This is a genomic window from uncultured Campylobacter sp., from assembly GCF_944323605.1.
Taxonomy (GTDB): domain Bacteria; phylum Campylobacterota; class Campylobacteria; order Campylobacterales; family Campylobacteraceae; genus Campylobacter_D.
In genome coordinates this window covers 1-13,694 of record NZ_CALUTC010000022.1, presented here as the reverse complement: position 1 = coordinate 13,694, position 13,694 = coordinate 1, and the positions used below count along the sequence as shown (strand labels likewise).

The 13,694-nt window shown below is 30.2% G+C and carries 15 protein-coding genes; 2 read left to right on the top strand and 13 right to left on the bottom strand.

The features are described 5' to 3' along the window. A partial coding sequence (locus Q0J35_RS08585; protein WP_297195502.1) for a sulfotransferase domain-containing protein occupies positions 1 to 692 on the bottom strand: 692 nt, incomplete at its 3' end. 179 nt (positions 693 to 871) lie between these two features. Between Q0J35_RS08585 and rplM the strand changes: the two genes are divergently transcribed. After that, entirely contained in the window at positions 872 to 1,294 is a 423-nt protein-coding gene (gene rplM, locus Q0J35_RS08580) for a 50S ribosomal protein L13 (protein WP_297195500.1), read from the top strand. 2 nt (positions 1,295 to 1,296) lie between these two features. Further along, complete coding sequence (rpsI, locus tag Q0J35_RS08575; RefSeq protein WP_297195498.1) at positions 1,297 to 1,695, top strand: 30S ribosomal protein S9; 399 nt, start codon at positions 1,297 to 1,299, stop codon at positions 1,693 to 1,695. Between the two features lie 16 nt (positions 1,696 to 1,711). Here the strand turns inward: rpsI and Q0J35_RS08570 are convergent, their stop codons facing one another. The 12 genes from Q0J35_RS08570 to Q0J35_RS08515 all read right to left on the bottom strand — a co-directional run bounded on the left by Q0J35_RS08570 (position 1,712) and on the right by Q0J35_RS08515 (position 13,594). Next, positions 1,712 to 4,462, bottom strand: coding sequence for a RecB-like helicase (locus Q0J35_RS08570; RefSeq protein ID WP_297195496.1), 2,751 nt, complete (start codon positions 4,460 to 4,462; stop codon positions 1,712 to 1,714). Next, a complete protein-coding gene (locus Q0J35_RS08565) occupies positions 4,459 to 6,840 on the bottom strand; it encodes a PD-(D/E)XK nuclease family protein (RefSeq protein WP_297195493.1) in 2,382 nt (793 codons plus the stop codon). The genes Q0J35_RS08570 and Q0J35_RS08565 overlap by 4 nt, the downstream gene beginning before the upstream one ends. Beyond that, positions 6,833 to 7,366, bottom strand: coding sequence for a FixH family protein (locus tag Q0J35_RS08560; RefSeq protein ID WP_297195491.1), 534 nt, complete (start codon positions 7,364 to 7,366; stop codon positions 6,833 to 6,835). Before Q0J35_RS08560 ends, Q0J35_RS08565 begins: the two co-directional genes overlap by 8 nt. After that, positions 7,350 to 7,928 carry a hypothetical protein gene (locus Q0J35_RS08555; protein ID WP_297195489.1) on the bottom strand — a complete coding sequence of 193 codons (579 nt, stop codon included), beginning with the start codon at positions 7,926 to 7,928 and terminating at the stop codon, positions 7,350 to 7,352. The genes Q0J35_RS08560 and Q0J35_RS08555 overlap by 17 nt, the downstream gene beginning before the upstream one ends. Further along, entirely contained in the window at positions 7,928 to 8,029 is a 102-nt protein-coding gene (locus Q0J35_RS08550) for a hypothetical protein (RefSeq protein WP_297195486.1), read from the bottom strand. Before Q0J35_RS08550 ends, Q0J35_RS08555 begins: the two co-directional genes overlap by 1 nt. Beyond that, positions 8,026 to 8,244 (bottom strand): DUF4006 family protein, encoded by a 219-nt coding sequence (locus tag Q0J35_RS08545; protein WP_297195484.1) that lies wholly within the window; start codon positions 8,242 to 8,244, stop codon positions 8,026 to 8,028. Before Q0J35_RS08545 ends, Q0J35_RS08550 begins: the two co-directional genes overlap by 4 nt. After that, complete coding sequence (ccoP, locus tag Q0J35_RS08540; protein WP_297195482.1) at positions 8,244 to 9,122, bottom strand: cytochrome-c oxidase, cbb3-type subunit III; 879 nt, start codon at positions 9,120 to 9,122, stop codon at positions 8,244 to 8,246. Before ccoP ends, Q0J35_RS08545 begins: the two co-directional genes overlap by 1 nt. A 12-nt stretch (positions 9,123 to 9,134) precedes the next feature. Beyond that, entirely contained in the window at positions 9,135 to 9,356 is a 222-nt protein-coding gene (locus tag Q0J35_RS08535; protein ID WP_297195480.1) for a cytochrome c oxidase, cbb3-type, CcoQ subunit, read from the bottom strand. 6 nt (positions 9,357 to 9,362) lie between these two features. After that, on the bottom strand, positions 9,363 to 10,028 hold the full coding sequence (gene ccoO / locus Q0J35_RS08530) for a cytochrome-c oxidase, cbb3-type subunit II (protein ID WP_297195477.1): 666 nt from the start codon (positions 10,026 to 10,028) through the stop codon (positions 9,363 to 9,365). A 9-nt stretch (positions 10,029 to 10,037) separates the two neighbouring features. Then, complete coding sequence (gene ccoN / locus Q0J35_RS08525; protein WP_297195475.1) at positions 10,038 to 11,504, bottom strand: cytochrome-c oxidase, cbb3-type subunit I; 1,467 nt, start codon at positions 11,502 to 11,504, stop codon at positions 10,038 to 10,040. Between the two features lie 162 nt (positions 11,505 to 11,666). Continuing rightward, complete coding sequence (locus tag Q0J35_RS08520; RefSeq protein ID WP_297195473.1) at positions 11,667 to 12,416, bottom strand: prepilin-type cleavage/methylation domain-containing protein; 750 nt, start codon at positions 12,414 to 12,416, stop codon at positions 11,667 to 11,669. After that, positions 12,416 to 13,594: a hypothetical protein gene (locus Q0J35_RS08515; RefSeq protein WP_363315724.1), complete on the bottom strand. Its 1,179-nt coding sequence runs from the start codon at positions 13,592 to 13,594 to the stop codon at positions 12,416 to 12,418. The genes Q0J35_RS08520 and Q0J35_RS08515 overlap by 1 nt, the downstream gene beginning before the upstream one ends. Positions 13,595 to 13,694: the final 100 nt, after the last annotated feature.

Below are 13,694 nucleotides of genomic sequence, written 5' to 3'. Positions count from 1 at the left end.
AAGCCTATTAAATCAAGACTTTCGTTTTGATTAGGAGGAAGTATAAAGCTATCATCTAGTTTAAGCCCTAAGATATGTAAAAAATCTTTTATCAAATCTCCCTCATAAAATTCATTTTTATCAAAGAGTTTTACTATGAGATTTTCTTTACCAAAAGTGTTTAGATAGTTTGATACAGCTTGCTTATAGTTAAAAAATATATTTTTATCAAAAAATATATTATTACTATTATTATTAGCTGGTGTTTTGTATTCAGGATGATGTCCATGTTTTATGTTTTGAGAAGAAACAGAAACCATTGAGTCAGCTTGATTTCTAAGGTAAATTATAATTTTTATCTCTGTAAAACCAAGTTTTTTCAGCATTTCTTTTAGAATTTTTACACTTTTTTCCCTGTTTGAGCGAAGAGAAAACCCCTCTGATGAAAAGATAAATATTTTATTTGGATTTTCATTTATCTCTTTTTTAAAAGCTTTAAAAACCCAATTATCCTCATAGTTTAATTTAATATCCTCATGAGCATCAGCCAAATAATTTAAAGTATTTACAAAGGGTAAATGTTGGTTATTAAATGTAGCACTTTTAGCAAATACAAAGCCTTTTTCTTTTAAAATTTCATAATTTTTAGCCATAAAATTTTGTATAGTAGTAGTGCCTGTTTTGTGTTTTCCTATATGCACGTAAGCTGTCATTACCGTCCTTAATAAAAATATACTTCACCATATATTTTTACAAAAAAAAAAAAAACAGATTCTAAATTTTTAAGTATATTTCAATATTATTTTCTTAAAAAATATTTAAATTAAGCAAATATTAATGTAAAACAAATATAATTCCCATTTACACAATAAATTTGGCAAAAGGATACAGTATGACAAAGACAGTTAAGCCAAGTGAAATTCAAAGAGAATGGGTAGTCTTAGATGCTGAAGGTAAAGTTTTTGGTAGGCTTTTGACAGAAGTAGCTATCATATTAAGAGGTAAAAATAAGCCTTATTATACTTCAAATGTCGATTGTGGCGATTATGTAATCATCATAAATGCTTCTAAGGCAAGTTTTACAGGAGCTAACAAAGCTGAAGACAAGCTTTATCACAGACATTCAGGTTATTTTGGTAGCACAAAAAGTGAAAAATTTGGTGATTTGCTTAGCAAAAATCCAGCAAAATTATATAAACTAGCTCTAAGGGGTATGCTTCCAAAAACAACTCTTGGAAGGGCTATGTTAAAAAAATTAAAAGTTTATGCAGGTAGCGAACACCCTCATACAGCACAAATAGCTAGAAAAGGATAAATATGGCTAAAGCAACAACTATATACGCAACAGGAAAAAGAAAAACAGCTATAGCAAAGGTTTGGCTTAAGGCTGGTTCAGGCAAGATTATAGTAAATGATATGGACTTAAATACTTGGCTTGGCGGACACGAAGCTATCAAACTTAAAGTCATACAACCGCTTTTAGTAACAAAGCAAGAAAGACTTATGGATATAAGAGCAAAGACTTTAGGCGGTGGATACAGTGCTCAAGCTGAAGCTTTGAGACACGGTATATCAAAAGCACTTGCTAGTATGGACAGTGAATTTAGAGCAGCCTTGAAACCTCAAGGTTTATTAACAAGAGACAGTAGAGTTGTCGAACGTAAAAAATACGGTCGCAGAAAAGCAAGAAGAAGCCCTCAATTCTCTAAAAGATAAGAATATACGAGAGTTTTTATACCTCTTGTATGTTTATTTCATTTTCAAGGCAAAACACTATAAAAGCTCTTATTGTTTTGCCTTGAAGCAAAGATGATACGGCATTTTTATAAAAATTAACCTGTTCTAAATTTTTTTCTAATTCATTTTTAGAGCTTTTGTAGTCGAATATAAAAGCCTCTTTTTCATCTACAGCTAATAAATCTAGCTGTCTTAATTCTTTATCAAAGACAAATTTTTGCTCCCTAAAAAGTTTTTTTCCTTTTAAAAGCTCTTTAAAAGTGGTATCGTTTTTTAGCATTTCACATCTTTTTTTTATGCCATAAAAAGCAAAATCATCTAAATAGTGATGAAATTTATTTTTTAATCTCTGATAAATAAAAGTATCATCGCTGCTTGAAAAATTTATAAATTCTAAAGCATAGTGCAAAGCCATTCCAAAATATGTTTCTTTTGTGTTTTTGTTTATAAGCTTTTCTTCTTGTGTCGGTAGTTTTACAAAAGCTTGTAAGGCTTCTTCTTTTGTAAATTCTTGTCTTAAATCTTGCTCTTTTTCTTTTTTGTTTAATACACCCTTTTGCATTTCTTGTAATGGCAATATAAAGAGTTGAGAAGCCCTTGGAATTTTTTCATCTTTTCTTTCTCTTTTTATTATGATTAAATTTTCACAAGCCCTTGTAAAAGCTACATAAAGCTTATTAAGGTCATCAAGCCTTTGTAAAAAGTCGTGCTTTTCTCTAAAAGCTTTGTATTTTGGCTCTCCTGCAAAGGCTCGAAGGTCATTTCTAAATTCTAATTCGAAGCCTTTTTTTATATCGTATTCTAAAATCGCATTTTTATTTCTACCGCTACTTATAGAATCTATTAGTATCACAGTTTTAAATTCTAAGCCTTTTGATTTATGCACCGTCATAACACTTATGCCAAAGCTTTGTTCGGTTTGTATTTTTAACTCACAAGGATTAAACAAAAGCTCTAAAAAATTCTCCTTAGATGAGGCGTATTCTATGAATTGTAGCAAGGACATATCGCTTAAATCAAGTTTTAGTTTTTGTGCTAAATAAAATAATGTCTGCATAGGACTTTTAGACATATCTATTTTTAGTCTAGTAAAATTTTCAAAGCCCAATGCCCTAAGCTCTTCAGCATAAAATTCGTCTCCAAAGATACAGTATTTAGCAAATTCAAGCAAGGCAAAAACTATTGATTTCTTTTCTAGCTCTATATTGCTTTGCGTGAAAGCTTGAATTCCTTTTTCTTTTAGAAAAAATACCAAATCATCAGCATCTTCATTTTTCCAGCACAATACGCAAATTTCATTTAGTTTTACATTTTTTTCCTGCAATATAAGCACTTGTTTTAAAATTTCTTCAAAAATGCTATCTTTTATAGCAATATCATCTTGTTCAAGCTTTGATATTACGCTTACAAAACCGCCACAACCAGCCATACATTTTTGTGGGTAAAAATCCTGTCCAAAGTCCTCATAAGCCTTTGAAAATACATCATTTACAAAGCTTACTATTTCTTGTTTGCTTCTGTAGTTTGTGTCTAAAATTTGTTTTTTGATTTGCTTAAAATCGCTTTGCAACAGATCAAATAGCTCTTTTTGGGTATTTCTAAATTTATAAATGCTTTGCTTTTTATCTCCGACATAAAAAAAGCTCCTAAAATCTTTCACACCCTTGCCGGAAACAAGCTCTGATATTATAGGTTTTAGTATTTTGTATTGCAAGATATTTGTATCTTGAAATTCATCTATAAGCAAGTGTGAAATTTTAGAATCTAGCCTAAAATATATCATTTCTTTGTCTATATTTTGAGTGAGTTCTAACGCCTTTGTGCTTATATCGTTAAAGCTTAATGTATTTTTGTCCCTGTTTATATCATCTTTGGTTTTTGAATAAATATCTAAAAAACTAAGCAAGGTGTTTATTTTTATTTTATAAACCTTTAAACAGTATTCATTTATCTCTTTTATAAGAGCTTCTCTTAAATTTATAAATTTTTCATCTTCTAATACAGTTTTAAAATATTTTTTGTTGGTGTCATTTATTAAAGGCTTTTCGCAAAGCTTTTTTAAATTTTTGCTTACATCATCAATATCAAAATTTGCTTTATAATTTTTATTTTCTACCTTGTCTAAAGCATAGTTTTTCAGCTTGTCATAAGCATTTTGTATGTTTTTTATATCCAAGCTTTCTTTTTCATCATAGCTTTTTAAGTCGCAGGAATTTTTATATAAAAAATCTAGATTTTCAAAGAAAGATGCTTTGCTTTCGTTTGTGCTTATTATGTGCTTAGCTAAGTCTTTTATCTTTTTGTTTCCAAGTCTTTTTATGAAAATATCTTTTATATCCTCTTCTTCTTGCGTGATGTTAAAATCACTCATAAGACCTAAATTTAAAGCAAAAACTCTAACTATTTGCGTAAAAAAGCTATCAAAGGTTTGAATTTTAAGCTTACTTCTTAAAAATTTTTCTTTATATTTATCTCTTAAAAAGCATAATTCTTGCTTTTCTTTTCCTAATATCAGGCAAAGTTCGTTTAAATGTGCTTCAAATCCTTGTTTATCAAAATTTAAAAATGTATCTATAACCCTTCTTTTCATTTCATTTGCGGCTTTTTTTGTAAAGGTTATAGCTAGAATTTCATCTATCTTAGCACCCATTAAAACCAAAGATACAAAACGTAGGCTTAAAGCAAAGGTTTTTCCACTTCCAGCACTAGCTTCAAGAGCCAAAAAGGCTTCAAAATTTGACTTCATTTTAAATTCTTTTCATATATGCTTTTATAAGGACAGCTTTTATTTGTTTCATTTTCAAAACAAATTTCTTTGTCAATATCATCTAAAAGAGATAAAAAAAGCTCTTTTAGTGCTTGTAAATTTTTACTATCCTCCTCTTTAAAAGACATACTATCTTTTAAATCATAGTAAAAAGCCGTAGCGTTTTCATCATACAAGGCTTTATAAAAAGCTAATTGATATGAATCTTTTTCTATTTTTCCGCTTTTATAGTCTATTATACATTTTTCATCTTTGTTTGCATCGATTCTATCGATTCTTCCTTGCAATTTTATTTCGTATTTTTTTTCGTCTTTGTTTAAAAATATGCTTTTTTGAAGTTCTTTTTCTATAAATAAAACCTTAAAACCTTCCCTAAAATGCTTGTTTTCATTGAGTTCAAAGGTGCGGAGTTTTAATTTAAACAATTCAAGCTCTAATTTGCATATACCATCTTGTATTTTTTCGTCAAGTAAGCTTGAAAATTCACTTAAAACAAAAGCATTTTTTTGCTTGCTGTAGTAAATATTTAGCATTTCGTGTATAAAATTTCCAAACTGCGTGTTTAAGCTTTTTGGATTCAAAGCCCTAGCTTCTTGTAAATTTCTTATGTATCTGTAATAATAAGTTCTTTTGTGATATAAAAATGAGTTAAGCCTACTATGAGATAAAGGATTTTCAAAGATATTGTGCTTTAATATCGGTGCTTGTAGTGGTTTTAAATCCGGGTGAAAAGCACCGTATTTTTTAAATGCGTTTAGGTAGCTTTGTGTATTTTTTTGTCCGTATTCGCTTTTTAAGCCAAGTTCATCTAAAAAACGCGACCTTATTTTTTCCTCATTTTCTACAAAAGAAATAGATACTTTTTTAGCCTTTTTAAATAAATTTTCATAGTAAAATCTTTGTAAATTTTCCCTTCTATCATAAGATATTAGACCAGATTTGCTTCTTATTTCATTATTTAAAAAAAGCTCATTTATGCTTCTTTTGGGTATGAAATCATCATTAAAATCAAGCACAATAACAGCTTCATATTCCATAGACCTACTTTCTAAAATCCCCATAACGGTTACATCAGAACCACCAAGTAAGCTTAAATTTATGCTAGAGATTTTACTTAAAAATAAGTGCATAAGCTCTTTTAAGCTCAATTTTTTAAAATGCTCATCTTGCAAAAAGGATCTTATAAGATTAAGTTCTATTTCTATGAAATTTTTAAGTTCAGTATTTTCATCTTCTAAAAGCTTATTTATGAAATTTTCGAAAAAATCATACTCAAATTTTTCTCTAAATTTAGATTTAAATAATGAAAATTCTTCTAAATTTAGATATTTTAAGGAGGAATTATGTATATCAAAAATTTTATTTTTTGTTTCAAAATATGTCTTATCGTCATCAAAGATAAATTCAGCTTCAAGAGCTTGTATAAGCGTTTTTAACTTTCTGTAAAATAAGGTTTCTTTGATGTTTTTGCCACTTGCGTAATTAAGTGTATTGTTATAATCATATAGCCTCAAAAATTCGCAAAAACTTTCATCAGGCGTTATAACAGCTATATTTTTAGCAGCTATACCGTCTTTTATAAAGCTTGATATTTCATCAAGCACAAAGACAGCTTGTAAGCTTCTAAATTCAAAGGCTTGGCATTTTATTTGTAGATTGTTTTCTTTTATTTTTTCTTTTATTAGGATTTTTTTATCAAAAAAATCTACCTCATAATGATATGAAATTTTTAATTCACAATTTTTAAGAAAACTAAGCTCTTGTAAATACGATATGTTAAATTTGCTCGTGTCAAAGCTTATTATTAGTTTTTTGTGTTTGGAAATTTTTTCTAAGACTTCTAGTTCAAAAGTGGATAAAAATCCACCAAGTTCAAAACAAATTTCATCATAAGCATCTAAGAATTTATAATCTATATCATACGAAAGAGGCAGAGATATATCATCGTATAATCCTTTTTCCTCTAACAATGCTAGATAGTTTTTTAAAAGCTCGTCCAAAATTTCTAAATGCTCATCATACTGTGCGTAATAATCCCTACACATAAGATCAGAAATCTTTTTTCTTTCTAGCGATAATTCTTTAAAAAAAGAAAAAAGGTATTCTTTGTTTTTTAAAAAGGTAAAAAAATTTTCATTTATTTTAAGCTCTTTGCTTTTGTGAGTCTTCTCACAAGCTATATGCATAATAATAGAGCTTTCATATTCACTAGCTTTTATTTTATTAGACGGTTCGTATAGTAAATTTAAGAAAAAATCCTCTACACAAAGTATTTTATCAAAGGTCAAGCTGTTTTCAAGTTTTAGGTAGTATTCTCTTACCTTTCTGTTTGTAGGAAAGATTATTATCTTAGACATCTGTTTTTTGTGTGTTTAAATCAAAGTTAAAAAACCCTACATTGTCATCATCTAATTCTATTTTTAGCTTTAGTTGCCATCTGCCTTTGCTAAGATCTTTTAATTCTACATAAAAGCTATTATCATCTATAAAAACGGCTTGTAAGTTGGCATTTTCATCGCTTGTGTGAGGTCTTGTTAAAAGAGCGGTTATCTTTGCTTGTTTAAGATTTGTGCATTTATTGACCAAACAAAGTAGTTTAAAATTCATATTGTTTTCTGGCATAAACACTAGTCTATCTTTTTTATCTTTGAAGCTGTATTTTGGATTTTCGTATGAGAGAGTGTAATTTTTACTGAAATTTTCTTGTTTTTTTTCTATTTCTTCGTAATTATATTTTACATTCTGATATTTATCAAAATAAAATTCATCTTCATAAACTGGGTAATTTGTAGAAAATATTATAGTTGCTATACAAGCACAAACTATAGCAAATATAGATATTAATATACCATAAGGCCAAAAGGTTTTATTTTTGCTTTGCACTTTTTTTCCTTTTTATTTTTCTTTGCACATAAAATAATATAGCAAAACATATAAAACCATAGATTAAAATTCTCATTAAATTTAAGGTGTCTCTATTTGCACTTCCTATGGAGCTTTCAAGCTTTATATTAAAATACGAAGCTATTTGATCAGCTATTTCAGCATAACCATTTAACATAGAAGCATTGTATATATCTTTTCCTTTTGGAGAACCTAATATAGGTATTATAAAAGTGTTTAGCACCTCATCTTTATCAAAGAAAGCTAGTGCCTCTTTACTTGCTAGTATATCAACCTTGTGTGAGCTTTTTGATAGGGCGAGTAATACATACGGTTTGTTTAACTCATCTTGCTTTTTTTCAATCTCTTCAAAACTGGTTTCATCTCCTAGTGCTAAAGCTACATAAATGCCGGTTTTATCCAACAATTCACTACCTATTTCATTAAGCTTTGAAACAAGCATAGGATTTAGGGTATTATTTTCATTTAGTATAACATTGCATTGAGAGAAAGATATAAACAAAAAGGCAGCAAGAATGCCGCCTTTAAAAAGTGCTTTCATTAGCCTATGGTAAGATGATTCGCAGTTAAAACTGCCCAAGCACAAACTACAGCCGATACAATCAAACCTGCTAATATTAGATATTCTAAAGTCTTGCTCATTTTGCACCCTTTATTATTACATGTTCATCTCTACTTGATCCAAATTCCTTAATACCTAAAGCATTTTCTAGTGTATAAGGGTTTTGCATTACTTCGTTTTGTGCCTTAACACCCCAAATGGTAAGTCCTACAAGTATAGCTATCAGCAAAACTGTAGCTATTAGCATACCAGTAACCCCAGATAAAGAAAAGACGCATCTATTAGTATTTTCCATCATTCACCCCTTGAAAGAGATATTATGTATTCTCCAACAGCTTGTTTTTGAATATCATTTAAAAGACCATTGTTAAAAGATGGCATAGCACCTATAGCACCTGTTTTTCCTTTATTTAATACTTCCACTACAAAATCGGCTGAACCATATTTTGTTAAATCAGGAGCCATAACTTGACCATCCATAACTCCAGTGCCATCTTCTCCGTGGCAAGTTACACAAGTAGCAAAAACTTCCTTACCACGAGCTACTAAATTTTCATTAGCTGTTTTCTTAATAGCTGATATTTCCTTGGCTACATATGCAGCAACCGCTGGTATATCTTCTTCAGCTACACCTAATTCTGTTGCAGGTAACATTTCTCCCATAAGATAGTTCATACCTTTAGAACCTTTTTTAAGAGCATCTACTATACCTTCTTCAGAACCCCATATATTTAAATTTTGAGCCTTGCCGTCTATCCCATCAGCTGTTATACCATGACAAGTAGAGCATTGAACTAGAAATAAATTCTGCCCCATTTTTACTATATCTTCTTTAGATAAATTTTGGAATTTCTCTTGGAATTTCGCATTATGGTTTTGCACTTCTTTATTGTATTCGCCTATTTGTGAATACGAATTTAAAGGATATCCCCATAAAAAATACCAAATAGCCCAAACTATAGTTATAAAAAATATCACAGCCCAGCCAATAGGCAAAGGATTTGTGTATTCTTTTATATTATCCCACTCGTGATCAGCGAGTGCAGCTTCTCCTTTTTTCTCTTTCATCTGCTTAAACATTCTACCAACAACCACTAAGGTTATAAGTATAATGAGAATAGCACCGATTAAAGATAAAAGATTTATGTTATCTTCTAAATTTAGCCATTGCATAGCTTCTTCTCCTTATTTCTTTTCTAAGACTGTATCATTAATATCATCTTTTAGAGCTAAATCGGCATATTTTTCATAATTCCTTTCGCCCAATTTTTCTCTTCTGTATAGATGAAACCAATAAGCATAAAGAACTATCACTAAAAAAAGCACAAGGAAGAAAAAGCCATATCCTTGAAATGTAGCCCATTCCTCCCTGCTTATAGAATTCAGAAATTTAGCGATACTTTCCATATTTTCTTACTTTAAACTTTGTAAATAAGCTATCAAGGCTACTATTTCTTTAATCTCGCCTCTTTCAAAAGCAGCTTTTACTTCCTCATTTTTCATTTGAGAAACTATAGCTTCTGCTTCAGCCTTTACATCAGCTTGTGCTTCTTCCCAAGATCCAAGCTTAGTTGAACCTTCTATATCGTAAGGCACACTAAATACCTTTTTAACTGTTACAGCTTCAGCATAAGCTGTTTCAATATCTGCATTTTTGCTAAACATATGTTTGTATGCAGGCATTATAGAGGTAGGAACAACGGAAGTTGGATCCCACATATGATTCTCGTGCCAGTCAGGAGTTTTATAGTTTCCTACACGAGCTAAATCAGGTCCTGTTCTTTTTGAACCCCAAAGAAAAGGTCTATCATACGCAAATTCGCCACTTACAGAATACATACCATATCTATCAGTTTCTGATTTAAAAGGACGTATTAGCTGCGAATGACAAGCATTACAGCTTTCTTGTATATATATATGACGACCAGCAAGTTGCAAAACTGTGTAAGGTTTTTTGCTTTCAACAGGTCTAGCATTATCAGCAAAGCTAGGCAAAACTTCTATCACACCAGCATAAGCTATGACTACAAAAACCGCCACAGCAAAAAAGAATGGATTTTTCTCTAACCAACTAAACATTTTTCCTCCTTAAGCTGCCATAGGCGAAGCATTGCTAGGTTCTTTGTCAAGTTTTCTACCAGCAACGACTGATTTATAAATATTATAAGTGAACATAAAGAAACCTACAAGATATAGTAAGCCACCTATAGCTCTAATCCAATAATAAGGAATTATAGCATCAACAGTATCTATGAAGCTGTATAGAAGATTTCCATACTCATCAGTAGCTCTCCACATCATACCTTGTGTGATACCTGCTATCCACATAGATGAAAAATAAAGCACTATACCTGTAGTTTGTATCCAAAATTGTGCTTCCATTAAGGATTTGCTATAAAGCTCTCTTTTAAAAATTCTAGGTGTCATATGATATAGTGCAGCCATAGTCATAAAACCTACCCAGCCAAGTGTTCCATCATGCACGTGTCCTGGTATCCAATCTGTAAAGTGAGCCAAGGCATTTACTGATTTTATAGATAAAATAGGACCTTCTAATGTAGAGAACATATAAAAAGTCGATGCAAGTATCATAAATTTAATCAAAGGACTTTCTCTTACTTGTTCCCATTCCCCTTTCATAGTTAGAAGTATGTTGATAGCAGAACCCCAAGAAGGTAAGATAAGAACTACAGAGAAAACTGAACCCATAGTTTGCATCCAATCAGGAACGGTTGAATAAATAAGGTGGTGACCTCCAGCCCAAAGATAAACAAACATTAATCCCCAGAATGAGAATAATGAAAGTTTGTAAGAGAATATAGGCTGACCGCTTTCTTTTGGTAGAAAATAATAAATTTGAGCGATTATTGCAACCGTGAATACAAATGCAACCGCATTATGTCCATACCACCATTGCACTAGTGCATCATTTGTCCCAGCATACATAGAAACACTATGCCACCAATCACCCATACCACTTACAAATTTTGTAGGCACAGCCATATTGTTAAACAAGTAAAGCATAGCAACACCAAGAAAAGTAGCTATAAAATACCATATAGATATATAAAGTGTTTTTTCTCGGCGGATTCCAATGAGTCCAAAAATGCTAACTCCCCATAAAACCCAAACTAAAACAACTATAATATCTAAAGGCCATTCAAGCTCTGCATATTCTTTTGAAGTAGAAACACCGGCAAAAAGAGTTACAACGGCTATAACCATTAATAAAATATAAAGCCAAAAATGCAGTCTTCCAACAAACATTAAAAAGCCAGATTCAGCCATACTAACCTTTAGAACTCTTTGTCCTATGTAATACCAACTAGCCCAAATACCAGAAAGCATAAAACCAAAAATCACACCTGAAGTATGAAGAGGTCTAAGTCTAGAAAAGGTGCCATACTCGCCAGCTAAATAATTAAGATCCGGATACGCCATTTGAAACGCTATCAGAGTCCCTATAGCCATACCAACTATACCGAATATAATGGTAGCGACCATAAAATATTTAGCAACCGTATAATCGTAATTTAATGCATTACTTGGGTGCATCGCTTCTCCTTGAAGTTTTAATAAATATTGACATTTTAAACTTATTTTCTTTTATTTTTTCTTAAATTTAATAAATTTGTAAATGTATAGTTAATAATTTGCATAAAATGTTTCGTAAAAAATTTAAGTGCTAATAATAAAAGTAACACACTAAAATAATATTTATAGCGATGAGCAAGTTTTTAAAGAAGATTTAGTTTTTATAAGCTGTGTAAATTCGTCTTTAAATTCTGGTATATAAGCATACCCGCTTAATTTGTCTATAATTATACAAACATTTTGAGAATTTGTGTTTGTTAGTTTTATAATACAGTCTTCATCTTTATTAATGAGTATCTTATCAAATTTTCTTTTAGATGTCCTTAGCGGCGAATAAAGCCTACCGTTTTCATCAAAAATTATTCTAGTATATGATGAACAAGAGCCTACAAATTTTATGGAATTTACTCCATAGCTTTTTTCTATGTTGAAATTTTTAGATGCTCTTTCATCATCTTTGCTTATAACCCCGCTTTGACCAGAATTCATAAGTTTATTTGAATTTAGTATATTAAGTGCTATTTCTCTATCTAGATTTATATTTGTTTTTCCTATATTTGCATTACCGTCTCCATTTTTATCTAAAAATATTGTGTAAGTTTGTTCGTTGTTTGTAGCTGATTTTGATCTTATAAAATAAAGTTGCCACCTAGCTTTAAACCACTCGTCTTTTGTAGCTAGGATAAAATCTGAATTTCTAAATGAATTTTGCATTAAAGCTATACTTCTTACATAGTTTAAGTCATTTAAGATTTGTTCTGCTGCAAGAAAAATTCTATTATCATTTTTTGGTTGAAATTTGGCTATAGATAGAATAAGTGAGATGATTAATACAACAAAGGTAAGCTCTAAGATAGAAAATGCTTTTTTCATTATGGATATTTTATCCTGTAGTATTCTTTTAATGGACCAAATGAAAGCACTATATCGCCTCTTTTAGTGCTTTTTTGTAGCAGTAGTTTTGAATTAGACGAAATTCCATAAAATTTTAACCTAAGCTGCATAGCTTTATTTGTTTTTATAGCGTAAATACCGTGTTTTTTAAGCTCTAGTGCTAGTTCTTTTGCACCGTGGTAATTGTATGCAAAATGTCTGCTAGGATTTTTAAGATATGAGTAAAGCAAGGGATTAAATATAAGCACCAGATAAAAAAGCAATAAAAATATAAAGGCACATTGTATAAGCACATTGTATTTTAAGCGAAATTTAGGCAGTCTAACCCTATAAGATGACATAAAAGTGCTTACAAGTAAAGGCGTGCTAATAACGCAAAAAGGTAGAAAATCATCTAAATAAACTTTTTGCCTTATTGACAATAAAGAACAGAATATAAAAGTAACTGACATTATAAACCAGAGCAAAGGTTTATCTTCTTTTAAAAACAACCTATAAATAACATAAAAAAAATACACAAAAACTAAGGGAGAAAAACACGCAGCAAATATTCCTAAAGTATCTAAAAAGAATCCATAAGGTCTGCCACTCGTATCAAAACCATAAAAAGAAAAAGAAAGAGAAAATAAAAGCAAAGATAGCCAAAAAAGCAAATAATCCTTTTTATAAAGTGAAAAAAAGAAAAAGGCTAAAAATAAGATCAAAAAAGACTTATCTATAAAAAGAGCAAGTATAAAGAAAATGTAAAAAAGTATTTTTCGTTTATATTCATAAGCACAAAGTATAAGCAAGGATATAAATATAACCAAAGAGGCTTCATTGACTATGAGAGCACTAGCTACGGTTCCAGGTAGTAAGACAAATAAAAGCAGAGAAAAAAATGCGTCTTTTTTATTTTTTGTAAGTTTTAAAGCTAAGATAAAAAGTAAAATACAAGACAAAAAATGAAGCAAAAGTATAGGAGTTCTTAGTGCTAAATCATTTTGTCCAAAAAGATAAACAAAGCTTTGCAACAAATACCATAGTGCAGTTTTCTCGTCTGAAAAGAAAATTTTAGCCTCATCCTCGCTTATGCTTAAGGTGCTAACACCGTATAATAATGCTAAAAAGTCTAGGCATAAAAGCAAAAAGCTTGCTAGTTCAACTTTGTATCTCATAAGGATATTTTATAGAATTTAAACTTAAACCTCTAAATCTACAAATCTTTTTTTATAGAAAGGATTAGAAATATTTACTGAAGCTATATTAGAAAATATT